The following is an 18,883-nucleotide window of genomic DNA, read 5'->3' as shown; positions in this document are numbered from 1 at the left end:
TTTGAAAATCCTATCTGCCCCCTGGCTCCGGCGCCAGCGCTGGATCGTGCCGATGGTGCTGCTGCCCACGCTGGCCACGGCGGCCTATGAGGGATTGTTCGCGTCCGACATCTATGTTTCGGAAAGCCGGTTTGTCATCAAGGCGCCCGCGCAAAAATCGGCGCAGGTTTCCACACTGGCCAACCTGATCCAGACCACCGGCCTGTCGGGCGGGCAGGAGCAGGCCAATGAGGTGATGGACTATATCCGATCACGCTCGGCGCTGGCGGCGGTGAACAAGGGCGGGGCGGTGGAGGCGATGTTTGCCCGGCCCGATGTGGACGCGCTGTCGCGCTATCCCGGCGTGATGCAGGATAAGGGGCAGGAACGCCTGTTCCGCTACTATTCGAAAATGGTCGATGTCGGGTTGGACCATGAAACGGGTTTGGTGGTGTTGAAGGTGAAGGCCTTTCGGGGCGAGGATGCCTTTACCCTGAACGAGCGATTGCTGGGGCTGGGCGAGGATCTGGTCAATGTCCTGAACGAGAGGGCGGAGGGCAAACAGGTGGCCGAGGCCGAACGGCGGGTGGCGCAGGCCGAGGCGCGGGTGCAGAAAGCGCGGCTGGCGCTGGGCGCCTATCGCAACCACGAGGCCTTGATCGATCCGGCGCGTCAGGCGCAGGGTGCCTTGGAAGTCGCCAACCGCCTGATTGCGGAACAGGCCGCCGCGCAGGCGCAATTGGACCAAATCCGCGAGGCCACGCCCCGCAATCCGGCCATCCCCGCGATGCAGGAAAAGATCGCCGCGATTGGCCGCGCCATTGCAGGTCAGAATGGGCGCGTGGTCGGGACATCAACCGGCATTGCGTCCAAAATGGCGGGCTATGAACGGTTGGAGCAGGAGCAGGCCTTTGCCGCCCAGAACCTGAACGCGGCCAATGCCGCGCTGGAATTGGCGCGCGGCGAAACCTTGCGCCAGCAATATTACCTTGAACGTGTGGTGGATCCCGCGCGGCCCGACGAACCGGCGCTGCCCCATCGGCTCAAGATCATCCTGACGGTGCTGGGCGCGACGCTGTGCTTCTATTTCGTGGCGTGGATGTTTGTCGTCGGCATCCTTGAACACGCGCCGGAGGATTGATCCATGGCCTCATTGGCACAGGGTTGGCGCATTCAGACGCGGGTGATCCAGGCGTTGATCATCCGCGAATTGACCACCCGGTTTGGGCGGGAAAACATCGGCTTTCTCTGGGTCATGGCCGAACCTCTGCTCTTTGCGGTGCTGGTCGGCCTGCTCTGGCGCTTTGAAAAGGGGCCGCAGGAGCATGGCATCAACATCATCGCCTTCGTCGCCTCGGGCTATTTGCCGCTGGTGATGTTCCGCAGCACGGTCAGCCGGGCGGTCGGCAGTTTTACCGCCAATTCCAGCCTGATGTATCACCGCCAGATCAAGATTCTCGACCTGATCCTTGTCCGGTTTCTGGTCGAAATGATCGGGCACATGATGGCCTATATGTTCATTGGCACGGTGCTTTTCGCGCTGGGGCAATTCCCGGTGCCCGCTGATCTGGGCTATTTGCTGATGGGCTGGTTCTATTATGCCCTGTTTACGCTTTCGGTCGCGCTGGTTGTCGCGCCTCTGTCGGAAATGTCGGATGTGCTGGAAAAATTCATGCCCGTGACGACCTATCTGATGGTGCCGTTTTCCGGCGCTTTTTTCATGGTTGAATGGTTGGAACCCCATGTCGGACAGGCCGTTTTGTGGGCGCCCCCGGTGCATGGCATGGAAATGATGCGCTATGGCGTGTTTGGCGATGCGGTCTTTCCGCATTTCGACTGGACCTATCCTTTGGCCGTTTGCCTGCCGACCATGATGGTGGGTTTGATGTTGTGCCGTCGCCTTCGTCGCAAAATGGTGGTCGAATGATTACCTGTGATCGCCTCTATAAGGATTATCCTTTGGGCCATGGGACCAAACATGTTCTGCGCGGGCTGGATCTGAACATCGGCCGGGGTGAGAAGGTGGGGGTTCTGGGGCGCAATGGGACGGGTAAAACCACGCTGATCAAATTGCTGGGCGGCGTGGAAATGCCGACGTCAGGGCGCATTGCGCGCAAGATGACCGTGTCCTGGCCACTGGGCTTTGGCGGCGGGTTTCAGGGCAGCCTGACCGGCTATGACAATGCCCGCTTCATTGCCCGCATCTATGGACAGGAATATCGCGATATTCGCGAATTTATTGAGGATTTTACCGAGCTTGGGCGCCAGCTGACCATGCCGGTCAAGACTTATTCATCGGGGATGAAGGCCCGCCTTGCCTTTGCGCTGAGCTTGGCCATCGAATTTGACTGTTATTTGATCGACGAAGTTATTCTGGTTGGTGATCAGAATTTTCAACGCAAATGCCATGACGAGCTTTTCGTCAAACGGGCGGATCGCGCCTTGGTGCTGGCCTCTCACAGCTCTGATACCATCCGAGAATATTGTGATCGTGCGCTTGTGCTGCACGGTGGCCAAGGGCGCATCTATCACGATGTTGATGAAGCGCTGGGCATCTATTCCCAGCTTTAGGCTCTATGCCTTCCGGGCGGATTGTCGGCGTTTTCATGGGATACGAAAAAGGTCCGACTGGCCTGCACCAATCGGACCTTCTATCGCCCCCGTCAGGCGAATTCAGAACGAGTAATAGAATTCCCCGCTTTCGCTGATCCGCAGATTGCCGCCGCAATCGTGACGGCGCGGATCAAGGTAATGCGCGATCATCGAGGGGCGCGGATAGCCCGGATGGATCGGCGGCAGCCCGCGATGCAGCAATCCGCCATGCCAGAACAGGACATCGCCCTTCTTGGCCATGAAAACCCGGCGTTCGGCGCCCATTTCATTGATTTTGCGGGCGACGGCCGGGTTCACATATTTTTCGGCATAGTGGGCCCAAAATTCCCATTTGCCTTCCGGATTATCCAGCACTTCCTGTTTCAGGTGCGGCGTAACCAGCCATTTGCGCATCCATGCCCATTTGTGCGATCCGGGCACGAATTCAAACGGCCCCATATCCGTGGTGACATCATCCAACGCGATCCATGCGGCCACGCCCGACGCCATGACGGTGCGCGCGTACATGTAATCATCCTGATGCCATCCGCGGTCCGTGCTGGTAAAACCGGACAGATTGAAGTGGACCCCGATGCGATAGCCGATGGTCTGCTGAATCCGCTGCATCATGGGCTTGAACAGCACCAGATCGCGCACCGCGCGATGGTCGGAAAAGGGGTGGTTATTGGGCCATCCGCGATTTTCCAGCCCCATATCCTGACGAGCGGCCATATAGCGATCAACGACATCGGGATCGATGCCGTTGCGAAAGATGATATAGCCGTTGTCGCGCCAGAATTTCTGATCTTCGGTCAACGAGGGTTCGTGCACATTGATCCGGTCCAGCGGAGGCAGAAACGGATCATACACCGGATTGCCACGGATTTGTTGCGCCAATTCGTCATAAGTGGGCGGCGTCGAGAAATTATAGGCGTCAAGGTGCGAGAGCCGGATAATATAATTGCCAACGCGGTCATCCATACCCGGCGGGGTCGGCCGCACGACCTCTGCTGTTTCGTCGAGCAATTTTTGCATTGCCGGCGAAACATGCGACGGGGCATTGATCACATTGTCTTCAAGTAAAGCCATTATACAGCCTCTGCAAACCAGGTTTTATTTGCATCAGAGGCTATGGGAATGGCCTGATAGTTCAACGCCAGATAGGTCCGTTCCCGAACTGGCTGTACCCCCAATCGGGCGACCTACAACGCGATGCGATAGGTTTCCGATGTCGGGTCCAGCGCGGGATGGTGCAGCGGATCGATATAGGATGCCGTGCCCCAGCGTTCCTGCAACAGGGCCAATTCACGGCGATAGCGTTCAATCTGGGTCGGGTGTGTGTCCCGCGCCCGGCTCTTGCTTTCATGATGGATCAACGTCGCGCGCGGTTCATAGATATTGTGATAGCCCGCCGCCTGTAATTTCATGCACAGGTCAACGTCATTGAACGCCACGGCAAAGCCGCTTTCGTCCAACCCGCCCACTTCCCAGAATTGTTCCTTGCCGACCAACAGGCACGCGCCCGTGACGGCCGACACGCGATGGGGCACATGGGCGCGCAGGAAATAGCCCGGATCGCTGTCTTTTTGAAACCGGTGGGCATGGCCTGCCGCCTGTCCCAGACCAATCACGACCCCGGCATGCTGGATCGTGCCATCGGGATAGAGCAATTTCGCGCCCACCGCCCCGACACCGGGCCGCACCGCCTGTCGCACCATGGCCGACAGCCAGTTTTCATCCGTGATCTCAATATCATTGTTGAGCAGGCACAGATAGTCGCCCCGCGCCTCGCGCGCGCCAATATTGTTGAGCACCGACCAATTGAAAGGCGCATCGTGGCGGATCACCCGCACACGCGGATTGCCCGATACGCGGGCGAAATAATCCAAAGTCTCGCCCTCGACGCTGCCATTGTCGATGATCAGGATTTCGATGTTGCGATATCGGGTCGCGTTCAGCACGCCGGTCACGCATTTGCGCAAAAGCCGAACCTGATCGCGGGTCGGGATGATGATCGAAACCATAGGCCGCGTTTCGGGCAGGGGCCAGTCCACCGCCACCGTGCCATGCGGACCGATCCGGGTCGATGCCCCCTGACGCGACACGACATGCGCGACCGCCGCCGCCCTTGCGGCCAAAGCGTCTCCGTCGTTCTGTGGGGTGATCATGCGATGGGCAAGGACGCGCGGCACATGCACCACGCCATCATCCTTGGTCAGGCCCATCAGCAGGGCGTAAATGCCCGCCGCCGTCAGCGCAGGATGGATCGGCGATTGCGCCAGCGCCGCATCGCGCCGGATCATACAGGCCGATGACAGATAATCATGGGCCAGAAACAGGTCAGGGTTCCAGCGTGGCTTGAACCAGGGGTGGCTGCGCACGCCCTTGCGGTTGATGCGATCTTCGTCGCCGTAAAAGACCGTTGCGTCCGGTTGCGCCAACACGGCCTTTGCAAAATGATAAAGCGCATCAGGGGCCAAGGACGTACCGGCACCAAGCGGCAGGACATAGTCGCCGGTTGCGCATTCGATGCCCTGCATCAAAGCCTTGGCCGGATTGTCGGTGCGTCCGGGCAACAGCGCCAGGCGCGGCACCGCCGGCGTCCGTATCGGCATCGCCTCACGCGATTGGGCCAGAACCAGTTCCCATTCGCCATAGACCTGCGCCTCCAACGAGGCGAGCCGACGTTCGATATCGGCGGCGGTTTCGCCCGGAGCGTGATAAAGGACCACCGAAATGCGCGGGCGGTGCGGCCATTCGGGCCAATCCTGCGCCGCCTTGGCCACGCTTTGCGCCCGCTGCTCGATCAGGATGATCCAGTTGCGATAGGCATCAGGGCCTTGTTCGATACAGGCCCGCAACCGATTCCGCGCACGCGCCTTCTTGCCGGTCAGGCGCCAATAGAGCGCTTCTGCAGCAAGTTTCGGGCGGCGTAGAGCCGTGTAGAACAAGAGTCTGTAAAAATTCAGCATTGCTCTATGGACAATATCCCTTTCCACAACCCTTGTTGCACTGCACAAGGTTGGACGCAAGCTTGAGAATTGTTAAAAGTTTCGGCGACTAATTGCAATTCATGGCGTTGACTTATCGCTTGGCTTATCATTTCGCCCCATTCTTCTGGTCTGTCGGGGGCCAGCAAGGTGCCCTTGCATATCCGGGCCGGATGCCATCCTTCGGCATAGATACCTGCGGCCCCCAAAATCGCGTGCTCGGTCAATTTGCTGGCCGAGCGGGCGCGGTCAAAGGCGGTTTGCGCCAAGGGATAAAGCGCCAGATGGAACCTGTTGCGCCCGATCCAGCGTTGATATTCCCGCCATGTCATCGGTTCGATCCGGCGGGCGCGGCTATGCTGCTCCAGACGCTCATCGATCCGCTGCGGCGAAAAATAAGTATAGGTGATGCGATCATCCCGCTCCAGAATATCCCGCATGATGGGGGCAATGGCCCTTAACGTCTCGCGATGGCTGGCGCTGCCCAATTGCACGATGCGTAAAGGGGCGCCGCGTTCAACTGCGGCAAAATGCGCAGTATCGGCGAAAGGTTGACGCCAGACCGGATCGATACGTTTTATCGGCCCGCCAAGGGTGTGATTGCGCGCCAGGCTTTGTGCCAAGGCGTCCGACGCGGCCAGAATGACATCGGCCCGCGCCAACAGATCGCGATGAAATTGACGGTCAAATTCGGCCAGTTTCATCCGGTATGGAGTGGGCAGCAGCGGGCATTGCATGCCGGCCGCCACATCATCATCGATCACATAGGCCAATTTGCCGCGCCAGGCCAAAGCCTCGCGCATCAATTGCGGCGTGTCGCGGCGCACCAGCACGAACCATTCGCCCGCGATAAAGGCATTGGCCCCGATGGCTCGGATGGGCTTCTTTCTCAGGCCAAAGCGCGGGCGGACCCACGGCGCCATCGTGTTCATGAAATAGAGATCGGTGGTGGGCAGGCGCGTCATGATGCCAGCCAATTTTCACGTTCGGAACGGGCATGAATCAGAGCATCCTCGACCGTCCAAATCGTCCCGCCGCGCGGATCGACATAGCGGGAGCATGTGACAAGGGCCGCATGGGCCAAATCCTCGACCCTTGCCGTCCCGCGTCGATCCGGCGGGGGCAGAGCGTCCTGTGTCAGGCCCCATCCGGCATAAAAGGGCATGCCGAAACAGCGAACCGGCCGCCCATGCAGCAGCGCCTCAAACCCGATCAGCGAGGTGACGCAATACACCGCACTTGCGTTTCGGATCAGTCGTACCGGATGGCAACCATCGGCGATCAGCTGGATTCGTGGATGACGCCATGCCTGCGCCGAAAGCCATCCCGATTTGCGATGGGTCAGCACGTCGGGATGCACTTTGACCAGCACGCGGTGGTCGGGCCATTCGATCAGCGCAGCCTCCAGCATGGCGGTAAAACTGGCCGCGTCCGCCATGCCCATCGTCACCGACAGATCGCCATGGCACTGATCCGCCACCAGAACATAGCGTTCAGGCAGATCACCGGCGTAATCGCGGGCATGGTTATATTTCGACAGGCCGCTTTCCTGCCACAGCGTCATAATGGCACGGGCGCGGATTGCCTCATCCTGTGACGCGCCGTGGGCGATGGCTGTCTCGATCCTGCTGGACGTTGTGGCGTCATAATAACACCCCCGATCATCGAGGATCAGCGACAAGGGCGGGTCATGACGTTGGATTGAGCGCAAAAACCCATCTTCGAGCAAGACGAAAGGGCGTCGCATCCACCGCGCCGCCGCCACCGCACGCCGTCCCGACGCTTTACGCCCCCACCCGACCATGGCGCGGGGGTGTTCGTTCAGAAAGGCATCAATATGCGGAATGCGGCCAATCGCGCGATTGGTGGTGATGGCCATGGGCTTGCTCTCAATCAGCATCTGTTTGATCCTGATTAGGCGCGTTCAGGTATGATGAGTATTCAGGATTGATCCGTAATGCACCTTATATGGCGCTAACTGTCCGTGCGATGGCGGGGGCGCCGATGGTATGCGCCAATTGTGCCGCGGATCGGTCCGCGCGCCATTGGGAGCAGGAGCAGCATGCGCAAAATCGGGTTCAGACAAATCGCCATGGCCTTGCCCATGATGCTCTGCGCCTGTGCCAGCCTGCCGGTCAGCGGGCCGACCGGAAATCAGGTGACAAAGGCACCGGACGGACCGGGTTTTCGCATCGTTGCGGTGGATTCTCTGGCCGCTTTGCCGGTTGCTCCGGTTTTGTCGGGCGTGCGGGGTGATGATGGCGCGCCGCCGCCCACCGATATGATCGGTCCGGGCGACCTGCTGGATATCCAGATTTATGAGGCAGGCGTCAGCCTGTTTGCCAGCACGCGCCCCGTCGGCGCGACCGCCACAGCGTCCAATGGCGCGGCGCAGGTTGAAAGGCTGCCTGTGACGCGGGTGGATGACAAAGGTGGGATTTTTGTCCCCTTTGCCGGACGGGTTCAGGCGCAAGGTCTGACGTCGACGCAATTGGCCGGCGCAATCCGCGCGGCGTTGAGGGGCTTGTCGCAAAATCCGCAGGTGGTGGTGGGCATCACTCAATCGGTGACCAACAGCGTGATCCTTGGCGGCGAAGTGGCGCGGCCGGGGCGGCTGATTTTGACCAGCAACCGCGAGACATTGCCCGAAGTCATCGCCCTGTCCGGGGGCTATCGGGGCGAGGCAAAGGATCTGGCCGTACAGGTGACACGTGGCGGCGCGGCGCAGGAATTCCGTCTGGCCGACGCGATGCAGGGCGCGGCGCGCGATTGGCGCATCCGCCCCGGTGATCGGATCGAGGTGGTCAAGAAGCCGCAGACCTTTGCCGTGCTTGGCGCGGCGGGCCGGGTTGAACAATTGCCCTTTTCCGCCCCTGCGGTCAGCCTGGCCGAGGCATTATCGGCGGCGGGCGGGCCAAACCCCAATCTGGGTGATGCCAAGGCGGTCTTTGTGTTCCGGTTTGAAGGCAATGATGGGCCCACCGTCTATCACATCAACATGATGAATCCGGGCAGCGTGTTTCTGGCCCAGCGCTTTGCCATGCGGGACAAGGATGTTCTGTATATCGGCAATGCCGCGGCCAATCAGCCCAGTAAGCTGATCCAACTGGTCAGCCAGTTGTTCAGCCCGATTGTCGCGGTTCAGGGAACCTTGGTGAATACGGGCGTGATCAAATAGCGGGCGGGGGCGGCCAATTCCGCCCTCTAATCCGCCAGCAACCGATCCGCCGCGTTGGCCACCAAAATTTGCGTGGCCGATTCACTGGCCAACCCGCCGCGCACCAGACAGTGCCGATGCAATACGCGGCAAAAGGCGTCATATAAAACCGGGTCAGGCGGCATAGGCGCGTCCCAGAATTGCGCCAGCGGACGTTGGTCGGTGATGCCGGGGATCGCATAGACGGCACAGCCCAGCGCCTTGACCGGAATCCCGCCCGCCAGCGCAAATGTGGCCGAGGTTGAATTTACCACCACGATCCCCCGGCTGCCGCGCGCCAGTGTGTTGAGATCGCCGCCCGCCAGATGGATCAACCGATCCCCAAGGCCCAGTTCCCGTGCCCGATCGCGGACATAGCGCCCCCATCCACCCAATGTGGAATCAAGGGGGTGTTCCTTGATCACCAAACTGGCGTCGGCCGGGGCGTGGGCGGCAAAGCTGGCCAGCACATAGTCGGCGGCCTGCTTCATCGAAGAAAAGGGCGAGTGGACGCGGATCTGATAATCCGATGAAAGTTGCAGCGGGAACAGGAAATAGCTGCGCCCCTCAATCACTTTGAGCGCCGCCTCTGCTTTGGCCGCCTGTGCCCCACGCGTCAGATATTTTGCGCCCCAGCGCAGCCCCTCCATGACGATGGAGCCGGGCCGGTGCGAGGAATAGAAGGGATAGCGCAGCCCTATTTGGCCCAGCACCATATGGCCGAAATAGCCCCATGTGTCGCGTACGCGTCGTCGCATAGAGGCGCCAATGGGGGGCAGGTTGGGGGGCTTGGGCAAGCCGCGCGCCGCGGCCAGAATATCCTCTGGACGGCGGGGCAGTGGGGAGTGGCCATTCACACCGTCCCGTTCCAGCGTTAGCCAGTTCGGGCGGATATAGCCTTCTTCAAAAACGTGGATGCGAACGCCCGACAGGCGGGCCATTTGGTGGGCGGCCATGTGCATGGGGCGGCAATCCCCGAAAAGGACCAAATCGGTGATGTTTGAATGCCGCAGATACCGGTCGATGAACAAGGGCCACCGCCCAAGGGTGCCGCGATAACAAATTGCGGGGTGGACGCCCGAACGATCGGATATGGGGCTGGGCCAATCATGTTCATCCCCACCGTTCAAGTGGATGCGTCGCACCTCGTGCCCGCGCCGGGCCAGCGCTTGCGCCAATTGGTAAAAGAAGGGGCCGGGCGGGCCCTGCAAAAACAGGAAGCGGCGGGTCGCGGGAATCGAGATCCGCGCCATCTGTCGATTTCGCTCATGCAACCGTTGCTGGTCAACCTTTGCGCTGGCTGCGCCTGTTTCATGCGCACCGATAAAGGGCGGCTCAACATTGCGAAAAAGGGGCGGATCCCGCGTCGCCTCATCTTGGCCTTGGTTTTGATACGGGTGTTGCATGTCCCCACCGATGGCTGAATTCTGCGACTCTGTGCCTATGGATCAGCCCTAGCATGGACGGTCAAAGTTGCTCATCCCCAACACCTCCGAATCGGCGTGAATGGCAAATGGAGATGGCGGCGGCGGACAGACGTGGGCGTGAAATGTTATGGGGGGAAAGCGCTTGAGGATTGTGCAGGCAGCCTATGACGAAAGTTGGACGATATGGTTCGTTGCGCGTTGAAAAACGCCTGTATCGGTAAGACTGCGGCAGGTTGGTTTGCCGTTGCATCGAACGCAAGATGGGCCTTCGTGACTGAGTGAGGGAACCGTCATGATTAAATGTTTTGATGAGAATTCTTAAATAATTAACGGTAATACGACGCGAAAAATTGGGTAATTTTTACCATGCGCGCATGGGGTGTTGCGCAAAATGACATTGCGCCTTTGGGCGAGGTGGAAAGATGGAAGTAATATTAGTATTGCCCTATGTAATGTAACCTCGCGACGAATCCTGAAACTGCGCTGCGAAATGCAACGGATCATCCATTGCTAATGGTCGTACCCGCTGTAAATTATTGCGCAGGCTTGTTAATCGATGGGCGGTCAGGTGAAATGCGATAAGCCTTCCTTGTGCACAATATCGGTGGATTTGCTTGCGATCGTGTGGCACTCACCCAGCAGGTTATCTAGGTTATAGTGGTGAAGGGGCAGCATGCAGAAGATTACGCCGGTTATCCTGTGCGGTGGTAGCGGGACTCGCCTGTGGCCGCGCAGCAGGGCGGTGAAGCCCAAGCCGTTTCTGCCGCTTGTTGGGGACAAGACCTTGTTTGAGCAAGGTATTTCCCGTGCAAATGACCGTACCGTATTCGATGCGCCGATGATTGTTACTGGCTCCAAACATCTGGGCCATGTCGAAAGTCAGTTGGGCGAGGCGCCCGACGCCCGGATCATGGTCGAACCTTCGGCGCGCAATACGGCGGCGGCGATCGCGCTGGCTGCGCTGTCAATGGACGAGGATGCGATCATGCTGGTATGTCCCAGCGATCACCATATTGGTGATCCGGCGGGCTTCGTGTCTGCCGCGCAGGCTGCTGGCCGCCTGGCCGAAGAAGGTTGGCTGGTGGCGTTTGGCATTACCGCCACGGCGCCCGAAACCGGCTTTGGCTATGTAAAGCGTGGCGAACCGATTGGCGCCGATGGGTTCAAGGTCGACCGTTTCGTTGAAAAGCCGAATATCGAGCGGGCCATGGAATTTCTTGCCGATGGTTCCTATTCGTGGAACGGCGGGATTTTTGCCATGCGTGCCGGCAATTTCCTCAAGGAGCTGGGCCAGTTTCGTCCTGCGATCCTTGAAGGCGTACGCGATGCGGTGGCCAAGGGCGTGGTGGATGGCCAGCGTTTCTATCCTGACGCGGCCATTTTCAATGCCGTAGAAAGCGATTCCATCGATTATGCGGTGATGGAAAAGACGGAACGCGCTGCCGTCGTTCCGGCCAACATGGCGTGGTCGGACATCGGTAACTGGCACGCTTTGTGGGAAGCGCGCGAAAAGGATGAGGCCGGCAATTGTGTCGTCGGCAATGCGGAACTTGTCGGCTGCCGCAACGTTCTGGTGGAAAGCGACGGGCCCAAGGTTTCGGTGATCGGGCTTGAGGAGGTCATGGTTGTGGTCGATGGCAACGATGTAATGATCACCAGCGTTCCTGGCGTACAGAAGGTTGGCAAGCTTTTCGGTGCGGCCAATCAATAACAGTGCGAATATGGAGGCGGGTTTGAGCGAGGTTCTGCTGCCGATCCGGCAGGTGGAAAAGCCTTGGGGTTGCGATGTTTTGCCGCAACCCTTTGTCGCGCCCGAAGGCTTGCGCATTGGCGAGATCTGGTTCGAGCCGCCTTCTGAAATTCCTGAATTGCTGGTGAAATACATTTTTGCCAACGACAAATTGTCGGTTCAGGTTCACCCCAGCGACACCCAAACCCTTGCCCAGGGCATTGGCCGTCAGGGCAAGGAGGAATGCTGGCTGGTCATTTCGGCCCAGGAAGATGCGCGCCTTGGCATCGGCTTTCACGAATCGGTGGATACCGATACCTTGCGCGCCGCCGCGCTGGATGGCCGGATCGAGGATATGCTGGTCTGGCACAAGGTTCGGCCGGGCGACTTTTTCTACATCCCGGCCAATACGGTGCATGCCATCGGCGCGGGCGTGGGCGTCATCGAGATTCAGCAGAACAGCGACATCACCTATCGCCTGTTCGATTATGGCCGCCCGCGTGAATTGCATCTCGACGCTGGGCTCGCGGTGTCGCGCGGTGAGGTCTATGACCTGACGCGCTGGCACAAGCATTTGCCTGCTACCGGCACTGTGCCTTTGGTCGACGGGCCGTATTTCCGACTGGACCGGATCAACGGGGTGGCCGATCCGGAATTGCTGGAACGCTATCCCGAAGGCCCGCTGGTTGTGGTCCCGATGAAGGGACTGGTCATGGTCCGCGGGCAGGAAGTGCCGGCCGGGGCTTGCGCCAAAGCGGCCGGATTGGAGGAGATTAGCTGGGAAAGCGATGCTCTTTGGCTCGTCGCCAAGGCTCTGTAAGCGTAAACGTGTAGGTCTGAAGGGCGGTTGGCCCGCCTTGCTTTCGTCCCTGTTTGACGGCGAAGGCGCCACCCGAAGGGTTGCCGGACCACATGAACGATACTGTATTCCCGCGTAATTTTGTCAGGCCGCCCAAGGATGCGTCGCCCCAGGATCGCGGGCGCGCCATCATTGCCAAGGAGGCTGAGGCTCTGCGCCATCTTGCCGATGGGTTGGATGATGAATTTTGCCGGGCCTGCCTGTTGATTGCCCATGCGCGTCGGCGATTGGTCGTATCGGGCATGGGAAAATCGGGCCATATTGGACGTAAGATTGCGGCCTCTTTTTCGGCGACCGGCACGCCCGCCCTGTTCCTCCATCCGGCCGAGGCGTCGCATGGCGATTTGGGCATGATGATGGCGGGAGATGTCCTGCTGGTTCTGTCCAATTCGGGCAATACCGGGGAATTGGCGCCCGTCATGCGCCGCGCGCGTGAATTGGGTGTGTTGATCATCGGGATGGTGGCCCGCGCACAATCCATGGTGGGCGAAATGGCCGATATCCTGCTGCTCCTGCCCGACTTGCCAGAGGCGTGTGAGGACAGTTTTGCCCCTACAACCTCGACTGTGATGCAACTGGCTCTGGGCGATGCGCTGGCGCTGTGCGTGATGGAGGAGCGCGGGATCAACCGGCGAGAGATCAGGGCGCTGCACCCTGGTGGCGCAATCGGTTCACGCCTGACCCCGGTGAGCGAGGTAATGGAGGGGGCGCAGCTGCCCTTGGTACGGCCCGATGCGGCGATGCGCGATGTCGTGCCGGTGATTTCCGACCATCGGTTTGGTCTTGTCGGCGTGGTGGATGATGGGCAGCGATTGGTGGGCGTCATTTCGGACGGCGATTTGCGGCGCCATTTTCATAAATTATCCGAAGCAACGGCGGGCGATGTCATGACGCGCCAGCCGCGATCGCTGTATGGCGACATGGTGGCGGTCGATGCGCTGCGCTTTATGAATGAAGCGCAGATTACCGCGGCCTTTGTGGTCGATCCGCTGGACAAGGCCGGGGCAGTTCCCATCGGGATCGTCCATATGCATGACCTGTTGCGCATGGGTTTGGGGCAAGGTGGAGGGGAAGGCGCGTGACCCGCTTTGCGATTGTCATTCCGGCCCGTTACGAATCCACCCGCTATCCGGGGAAACCTTTGGCGATGCTGCGCGGGGCCGATGGCCGGGCGCGGCCTTTGATCGAAAGAAGCTGGCGCGCGGCCATGACGGTGCGGGCGCCGGGGCTGATCGGCGTTTGGGTGGCGACAGATGATGCGCGCATTGCCAATGTTGCGCGTGATTTTGGGGCGCAGGTGGTGATGACCACTTCCGATTGCCGCAACGGAACGGAACGCTGTGCGCAGGCTATGGGGCAATTGCCCCCGGTCGATGTGGTGGTCAACCTTCAGGGGGATGCGCCTTTGACGCCTGCGGAATTGATCCCCGATCTGGTCAATGTTTTGGCCAGCCGTCCCGATGCCGCGATGGCCACGGCGGCGCTGCACACCAATGCGGGCACCTATGCCCATCTGGCGCGTGATGCGGCGGCGGGGCGCGTAGGGGGCACCACGGTGGTGGCGGCACAGGACGGGCGGGCGATCTATTTTTCCAAGCGATTGCTGCCCTTCATTCCCGCCGATCATGCCGCGCCGCATGAGACGGTGCTGCTGCATCTGGGCCTTTACGCCTATCGGCCCGACGCGCTGCGCTGGTACGCCGCCCAGCCTGTCTCGCCGCTGGAGGCGTTGGAGGGGCTGGAGCAATTGCGCTTTTTGGAAGGCGCCGCGCCCATCATCGTGAGCCGCCATCCGGCACCGTCATGGGATTGTATTGAATTGAACAATCCGCAGGATGTGCCCGAAATTGAAGCCATTTTGGCGCATCGCGGTATCGACTGATGGGCTGGATCGGTTAAAAGTGGACGCCATGTCGCAAGAAAACACAACATCCGCTCTGGCTGCCAAATTTCCCAAGCGTGGGGAGGGTAAGCTGCGTCTGAATGAAAGCATCGTGTTCGCCAATGACCGGCCCTTTGTGCTGATTGGCGGGATGAATGTGATCGAGGATCGCGATCAATTGCTGCGCGTGGCGGACCATTTCGTCAGTGTGACCCAGCGTTTGCGCATCCCCTTTGTCTTCAAGGCCAGTTTCGACAAGGCCAACCGTTCCTCGCTGCATTCGTTTCGCGGGCCGGGGCTGGAACGCGGGCTGACGCTGTTGGAGGAGGTGCGCAAGGTGTTCGGCGTGCCGGTGTTGACCGATGTGCATGAACCGCATCAGGCCGCCGCCGTGGCGCAGGTGGCCGACATCCTGCAACTGCCCGCCTTTCTGGCGCGACAGAGCGATCTGGTCGAGGCGATTGCCAGCACGGGCGCGGTCATCAACGTGAAAAAGCCGCAATTTCTGGCGCCCCATGAAATGCGCCATATCATCAATAAATGCGAAGAAGCCGGGAATGCCCGCGTGCTGCTGTGTGAACGGGGCACGTGTTTTGGTTACAACAATCTGGTCGTCGATATGCTGGGCATGGATCAGATGAAGGAATATGCCCCGGTGATCTTTGATGTGACTCACGCGCTGCAACGCCCCGGAGGGCGTGCGGACAGCGCCGATGGTCGCGGCGCGCAGGTTGGGGCCTTGGCACGAGCCGGTATGGCCGTGGGCATCGCGGGCCTGTTTTTGGAGGCGCATCCTGATCCGGTCTCGGCCAAATGCGATGGGCCTTGCGCTTTGCCTTTGGCGGATCTGGAGCCTTTCCTGCGCGATATTCAGGCGGTTGATGATGCGGTGAAATTGCCGGCGGCCTGATGGCTTTTTTGCGCATCCCGCCCTTTCCCCGCCATCGGGCTGGGCCATTGCTGGCCCCCGGCACGGCGGAGGAGGATCCGCAACTGGTGGCGCAAGCTTTGGTTGAGGAACGCGTCGGCGGCGCGTTCTGGGCGCCGGACAATGACCCTTGGGCGGGGCAGGGAGATGCCGGGGAATGCGCCATGGTGGATGCCCTGCGCAAAGGGCACGGGGCAGAGGCGATTATGGCGCAGGGTGTTCCGCATGATCCTTTTACCGGGGCGCCGATGGGTTTTGTCGCGGCGGCGCGTTTGCTGGGGCAATGGCGCCGGATGATCGAGGATAATCGAAGGATTGTCGCCATTTTCGGCATTGCCGGGTGGAAGAAGGCGACGCTCGATGCGCTGCTCTGGAATGGGATGGATGTGGCCTATCGCCGGGACGGCGCGGGGGTGAAAACGGGCGATCACGCGCTGGCGTGGGTCGCGCGCTGCGGACGGGGGCTGGCACAGGACCTGTCCCGGCGCGGGGTCGTTCTGGGCGAGGTGGAGGATGGCTTTATCCGCTCGACGGGGCTTGGCGCAAATTGCGTGCCCCCGCTTTCGGTGATCGTGGATCCGACGGGTTCCTATATCGATCCGACGCGCGAAAATGGGCTGGAGGCGATGCTGGCGCGGGGCGGTTTTGCGCCGGACATTTTGGAGCGGGCGGCCCGTCTGCGTGTCAGCCTTATTGCAAAAGGGGTGAGTAAATATGGTGCGGGCGGGGGTGTTTCCCTGCCGCCGCGAACCCGCCGCCGTGTGCTGGTGACGGGACAGGTGGAGGATGATCGCGCGGTCCTGCTGGGCGGGGCGGGGCGGGACAATCGCGCACTGTTGATCCGGGCGAGGGAGATCGAACCGGAGGCGGAAATCCTCTATAAACCGCATCCCGATGTCGAGGCGGGCCATCGCAAGGGAGCGATCCCCGATGCCGAGGCTCTGCTCTATGCCGACAGGATCGAGCGAGAGGCGCCGATTGCCAGCCTGCTGGAACAGGTGGACGGTTTGCACGTCATTTCCTCTCTGGCGGGGTTTGAGGGCCTGTTGCGCGGGGTGGAGGTCGTCACTCACGGCCAGCCGTTTTACGCCGGATGGGGTCTGACGCGCGATCTGGCACCCGCTTTGCCGCGTCGTGGGCGGGTTTGCAGTCTTGATGAGCTGGTGGCCGCGACTTTGATCCTCTATCCGCGCTATCTCGACCCGGTCACGCGCCTGCCTTGCCCGGTGGAGATACTGGTCGAGCGTATGGCGCAGGGGCAGGCGCGGATCGGAGGGCCGCTGGTCTGGGCGCGGATGGTGCAGGGGCGAATGCGGCGCCTGTTGGGCCGACGCCGCGTGTTGTGATAGGATTGGGGCATGAGCCGGACCGCACGCCTATTTTTGATGCTTGTTGCGGCCGTAACCTTTGGCGGAGCGGCTCAGGCACGGCCCTCGGAACTGCTGCGCGGATATGCCAAATATCAGTTGCAGGTGGATGATTTCCGCTGGGCAGAGGCTGATCTTAATGGCGACGGGCGGGCCGAACAGTTCCTTTACGCAACCGGCCCCGATTGGTGCGGCAGCGGGGGATGCACGCTGTTTGTGTTACAGTCCAGGGGGCTGGATTACGTGGTTCTGGCGCGTATTCCGGTGGTGCAGATGCCCGTGGGAATTCTGCCGGGGCGGCATCGGGCCTATCGCGATCTGGCCGTGGGGATTGGCGGCGGTGGGGGGAAATCGGGCGTCGTGGCGATGCGTTTTGACGGGCGGCGCTATCGCGGTAACCCGACCGTGATGCGGCCCATCGACTCAAAGGCGTCGGGCATGGTCGAATTGATCGGCCGGGAAGAGGCCGCAAAGCGGTAAAACCTGTCGTTAAAACTTACCAAACCTTCAAAACCCCCGGATTTATCCCCAGAATCACTGCGCCTTTGTCACGAAACGCTTGCTGCACGCCGATGGTGCGTTAGGAAGGTCGTCCGAATTGGCGGCTGTTTTGGTCGATTCCGGTCTATCCCGCCGGTTCGGGCCGGTTTTACGCTTGGGGCCTGCTTTTGGCCGCCACACAGTTTGGGAACAGAAACGCCATGAAAGCCACGATCGAACGCGCGACCCTGCTGCGTTGTTTGAGCCATGTGCAATCGGTGGTGGAACGGCGCAATACCATCCCCATCCTTTCCAACGTGCTGATCGAGGCCAGCAATGGCGGCTCGGTCCGCCTGATGGCCACCGACCTTGATCTTCAGGTTGTCGAGCATCTGCCCGCCGTCAGCGTCGAGGCACCCGGCGCGATCACCGTGTCGGCCCACCTGCTGTTCGACATTGCGCGCAAGCTGCCCGATGGTTCGCAGGTCTCGCTGCAAACCGCCGAGAACCGCCTTGTCATCAAGGCCGGGCGCAGCCGGTTTCAGTTGCCGACTTTGCCGCGCGACGATTTTCCCGTCATCATCGAGGGCGATCTGCCCACCAGCTTTGAAGTGCCCGCCGCCACGCTGGCCCAGCTGATCGATCGCACCCGCTTTGCCATCAGCACCGAGGAAACGCGGTATTACCTGAACGGCATCTTCCTGCATGTTACGGATGAAGAGTTGAAGGCGGCGGCCACCGATGGTCACCGTCTGGCGCGCTTTACCTTGGCCAAGCCCGAAGGCGCCGATGGCATGCCCGACGTGATCGTGCCGCGCAAATGCGTTGCCGAACTGCGTAAACTGCTGGACGAACATGGCGAAAGCAATGTGATCGTCGATCTGTCGGCCAGCAAGATCCGCTTCTCGCTGGGCGGTGAAGAAGGCGTGGTGTTGACCAGCAAGCTGATCGACGGCACGTTCCCCGATTACAACCGCGTGATCCCGACCGGCAATGACAAGCTGCTGCGCCTCGATCCCAAGAGCTTTTATGAAGCGGTGGACCGCGTGGCGACGATTGCCACGGAAAAGACCCGTGCGGTGAAGATGGCGCTGGAAACCGACCGTGTGACACTGTCCGTGACTTCGCCCGACAATGGTACGGCGGCTGAAGAGCTGCCCGCCGATTACGGTTCGACCGGCTTTGAGATCGGGTTCAACGCGACCTATTTGAAAGACATCCTGAACCAGATCGACGGCGACAATGTCGAACTCCACCTTGCCGACGCCGGCGCGCCGACCCTGATCCGCCAGAGCGACAAGAGCCCGGCGCTCTATGTTCTGATGCCGATGCGGGTGTGATCGGACGTTTGATTTTGAATTGAATATGGGGCGGGAAGGCTTTCGGGCGTTTCCGCCCCTTTTTTGTTTTTGCCTCCGGCGGGCAAAGGGCGGGGGCCCTTTGCAATCCCGATA

Annotated in this window: 17 protein-coding genes; 12 read left to right on the top strand and 5 right to left on the bottom strand. The window is 60.5% G+C overall.

Annotation, left to right across the window (positions count from 1 at the left end; all coding sequences use genetic code 11):
- The first annotated feature begins 1 nt into the window (after nucleotide 1).
- From ACZ9HU_RS04330 to ACZ9HU_RS04320, 3 genes are read left to right on the top strand one after another with little or no spacing between them, the layout of a single operon-like run.
- Nucleotides 2–1,120, top strand: coding sequence for a KpsE/RkpR family capsule polysaccharide export protein (locus tag ACZ9HU_RS04330; RefSeq protein WP_476102707.1), 1,119 nt, complete (start codon nucleotides 2–4; stop codon nucleotides 1,118–1,120).
- Nucleotides 1,121–1,123: 3 nt separating this feature from the next.
- Nucleotides 1,124–1,906, top strand: coding sequence for an ABC transporter permease (locus ACZ9HU_RS04325; protein WP_476102705.1), 783 nt, complete (start codon nucleotides 1,124–1,126; stop codon nucleotides 1,904–1,906).
- Nucleotides 1,903–2,550 carry an ABC transporter ATP-binding protein gene (locus ACZ9HU_RS04320; RefSeq protein ID WP_476102703.1) on the top strand — a complete coding sequence of 216 codons (648 nt, stop codon included), beginning with the start codon at nucleotides 1,903–1,905 and terminating at the stop codon, nucleotides 2,548–2,550. Before ACZ9HU_RS04325 ends, ACZ9HU_RS04320 begins: the two co-directional genes overlap by 4 nt.
- A 102-nt stretch (nucleotides 2,551–2,652) precedes the next feature.
- Here the strand turns inward: ACZ9HU_RS04320 and ACZ9HU_RS04315 are convergent, their stop codons facing one another.
- From ACZ9HU_RS04315 to ACZ9HU_RS04300, 4 genes are all read right to left on the bottom strand, one after another.
- Complete coding sequence (locus ACZ9HU_RS04315) at nucleotides 2,653–3,660, bottom strand: phytanoyl-CoA dioxygenase family protein (protein WP_476102701.1); 1,008 nt, start codon at nucleotides 3,658–3,660, stop codon at nucleotides 2,653–2,655.
- A gap of 113 nt (nucleotides 3,661–3,773) precedes the next feature.
- Nucleotides 3,774–5,543 carry a glycosyltransferase family 2 protein gene (locus ACZ9HU_RS04310; RefSeq protein WP_476102699.1) on the bottom strand — a complete coding sequence of 590 codons (1,770 nt, stop codon included), beginning with the start codon at nucleotides 5,541–5,543 and terminating at the stop codon, nucleotides 3,774–3,776.
- Entirely contained in the window at nucleotides 5,537–6,526 is a 990-nt protein-coding gene (locus ACZ9HU_RS04305; RefSeq protein ID WP_476102697.1) for a hypothetical protein, read from the bottom strand. The genes ACZ9HU_RS04310 and ACZ9HU_RS04305 overlap by 7 nt, the downstream gene beginning before the upstream one ends.
- Nucleotides 6,523–7,461: a capsular polysaccharide export protein, LipB/KpsS family gene (locus ACZ9HU_RS04300; protein ID WP_476102695.1), complete on the bottom strand. Its 939-nt coding sequence runs from the start codon at nucleotides 7,459–7,461 to the stop codon at nucleotides 6,523–6,525. Before ACZ9HU_RS04300 ends, ACZ9HU_RS04305 begins: the two co-directional genes overlap by 4 nt.
- 162 nt (nucleotides 7,462–7,623) lie before the next feature.
- On the opposite strand from ACZ9HU_RS04300, the gene ACZ9HU_RS04295 reads away from it, so the two are divergent.
- Nucleotides 7,624–8,739: a polysaccharide biosynthesis/export family protein gene (locus tag ACZ9HU_RS04295; protein ID WP_476102693.1), complete on the top strand. Its 1,116-nt coding sequence runs from the start codon at nucleotides 7,624–7,626 to the stop codon at nucleotides 8,737–8,739.
- 26 nt (nucleotides 8,740–8,765) lie between these two features.
- Here ACZ9HU_RS04295 and ACZ9HU_RS04290 read toward each other — a convergent pair whose 3' ends face one another.
- Nucleotides 8,766–10,010, bottom strand: coding sequence for a capsule biosynthesis protein (locus tag ACZ9HU_RS04290; RefSeq protein WP_476102691.1), 1,245 nt, complete (start codon nucleotides 10,008–10,010; stop codon nucleotides 8,766–8,768).
- Nucleotides 10,011–10,857: 847 nt separating this feature from the next.
- Here ACZ9HU_RS04290 and ACZ9HU_RS04285 point away from each other — a divergent pair.
- The 8 genes from ACZ9HU_RS04285 to dnaN all read left to right on the top strand — a co-directional run bounded on the left by ACZ9HU_RS04285 (nucleotide 10,858) and on the right by dnaN (nucleotide 18,769).
- Complete coding sequence (locus ACZ9HU_RS04285; protein WP_476102689.1) at nucleotides 10,858–11,895, top strand: mannose-1-phosphate guanylyltransferase; 1,038 nt, start codon at nucleotides 10,858–10,860, stop codon at nucleotides 11,893–11,895.
- Between the two features lie 22 nt (nucleotides 11,896–11,917).
- Nucleotides 11,918–12,733 carry a class I mannose-6-phosphate isomerase gene (locus ACZ9HU_RS04280; RefSeq protein WP_476102687.1) on the top strand — a complete coding sequence of 272 codons (816 nt, stop codon included), beginning with the start codon at nucleotides 11,918–11,920 and terminating at the stop codon, nucleotides 12,731–12,733.
- 92 nt (nucleotides 12,734–12,825) lie between these two features.
- A complete protein-coding gene (locus tag ACZ9HU_RS04275) occupies nucleotides 12,826–13,854 on the top strand; it encodes a KpsF/GutQ family sugar-phosphate isomerase (protein ID WP_476102685.1) in 1,029 nt (342 codons plus the stop codon).
- Nucleotides 13,851–14,654, top strand: a complete 804-nt coding sequence (locus ACZ9HU_RS04270) for a 3-deoxy-manno-octulosonate cytidylyltransferase (RefSeq protein ID WP_476102683.1) — start codon at nucleotides 13,851–13,853, stop codon at nucleotides 14,652–14,654. The genes ACZ9HU_RS04275 and ACZ9HU_RS04270 overlap by 4 nt, the downstream gene beginning before the upstream one ends.
- A gap of 28 nt (nucleotides 14,655–14,682) precedes the next feature.
- Nucleotides 14,683–15,564 (top strand): 3-deoxy-8-phosphooctulonate synthase, encoded by an 882-nt coding sequence (kdsA, locus tag ACZ9HU_RS04265; protein ID WP_476102681.1) that lies wholly within the window; start codon nucleotides 14,683–14,685, stop codon nucleotides 15,562–15,564.
- A complete protein-coding gene (locus ACZ9HU_RS04260) occupies nucleotides 15,564–16,928 on the top strand; it encodes a capsular polysaccharide export protein, LipB/KpsS family (protein WP_476102679.1) in 1,365 nt (454 codons plus the stop codon). Before kdsA ends, ACZ9HU_RS04260 begins: the two co-directional genes overlap by 1 nt.
- A gap of 12 nt (nucleotides 16,929–16,940) precedes the next feature.
- A complete protein-coding gene (locus tag ACZ9HU_RS04255; RefSeq protein WP_476102677.1) occupies nucleotides 16,941–17,429 on the top strand; it encodes a hypothetical protein in 489 nt (162 codons plus the stop codon).
- A 221-nt stretch (nucleotides 17,430–17,650) separates the two neighbouring features.
- The gene (dnaN, locus tag ACZ9HU_RS04250) at nucleotides 17,651–18,769 is read left to right on the top strand and encodes a DNA polymerase III subunit beta (RefSeq protein WP_476102674.1); all 1,119 of its coding nucleotides are present in this window, start codon (nucleotides 17,651–17,653) and stop codon (nucleotides 18,767–18,769) included.
- Nucleotides 18,770–18,883 lie beyond the last annotated feature (114 nt).

This window comes from Novosphingobium sp. Sphag1I (genome assembly GCF_056279125.1).
Note: the sequence above shows the minus strand (reverse complement) of the source record. Positions and strands in the feature narration are given on the sequence as shown.

Excerpts from the sequence above, each read along its gene's own strand:
- ACZ9HU_RS04325 (WP_476102705.1), top strand. The coding sequence starts at position 1,124 with ATGGCCTCATTGGCACAGGGTTGGCGCATTCAGACGCGGGTGATCCAG.
- ACZ9HU_RS04320 (WP_476102703.1), top strand. The coding sequence starts at position 1,903 with ATGATTACCTGTGATCGCCTCTATAAGGATTATCCTTTGGGCCATGGG.
- ACZ9HU_RS04315 (WP_476102701.1), bottom strand. The coding sequence starts at position 3,660 with ATGGCTTTACTTGAAGACAATGTGATCAATGCCCCGTCGCATGTTTCG.
- ACZ9HU_RS04310 (WP_476102699.1), bottom strand. The coding sequence starts at position 5,543 with ATGCTGAATTTTTACAGACTCTTGTTCTACACGGCTCTACGCCGCCCG.
- ACZ9HU_RS04305 (WP_476102697.1), bottom strand. The coding sequence starts at position 6,526 with ATGACGCGCCTGCCCACCACCGATCTCTATTTCATGAACACGATGGCG.
- ACZ9HU_RS04300 (WP_476102695.1), bottom strand. The coding sequence starts at position 7,461 with ATGCTGATTGAGAGCAAGCCCATGGCCATCACCACCAATCGCGCGATT.
- ACZ9HU_RS04295 (WP_476102693.1), top strand. The coding sequence starts at position 7,624 with ATGCGCAAAATCGGGTTCAGACAAATCGCCATGGCCTTGCCCATGATG.
- ACZ9HU_RS04290 (WP_476102691.1), bottom strand. The coding sequence starts at position 10,010 with ATGGCGCGGATCTCGATTCCCGCGACCCGCCGCTTCCTGTTTTTGCAG.
- ACZ9HU_RS04285 (WP_476102689.1), top strand. The coding sequence starts at position 10,858 with ATGCAGAAGATTACGCCGGTTATCCTGTGCGGTGGTAGCGGGACTCGC.
- ACZ9HU_RS04275 (WP_476102685.1), top strand. The coding sequence starts at position 12,826 with ATGAACGATACTGTATTCCCGCGTAATTTTGTCAGGCCGCCCAAGGAT.
- kdsA (WP_476102681.1), top strand. The coding sequence starts at position 14,683 with ATGTCGCAAGAAAACACAACATCCGCTCTGGCTGCCAAATTTCCCAAG.
- ACZ9HU_RS04260 (WP_476102679.1), top strand. The coding sequence starts at position 15,564 with ATGGCTTTTTTGCGCATCCCGCCCTTTCCCCGCCATCGGGCTGGGCCA.
- ACZ9HU_RS04255 (WP_476102677.1), top strand. The coding sequence starts at position 16,941 with ATGAGCCGGACCGCACGCCTATTTTTGATGCTTGTTGCGGCCGTAACC.
- dnaN (WP_476102674.1), top strand. The coding sequence starts at position 17,651 with ATGAAAGCCACGATCGAACGCGCGACCCTGCTGCGTTGTTTGAGCCAT.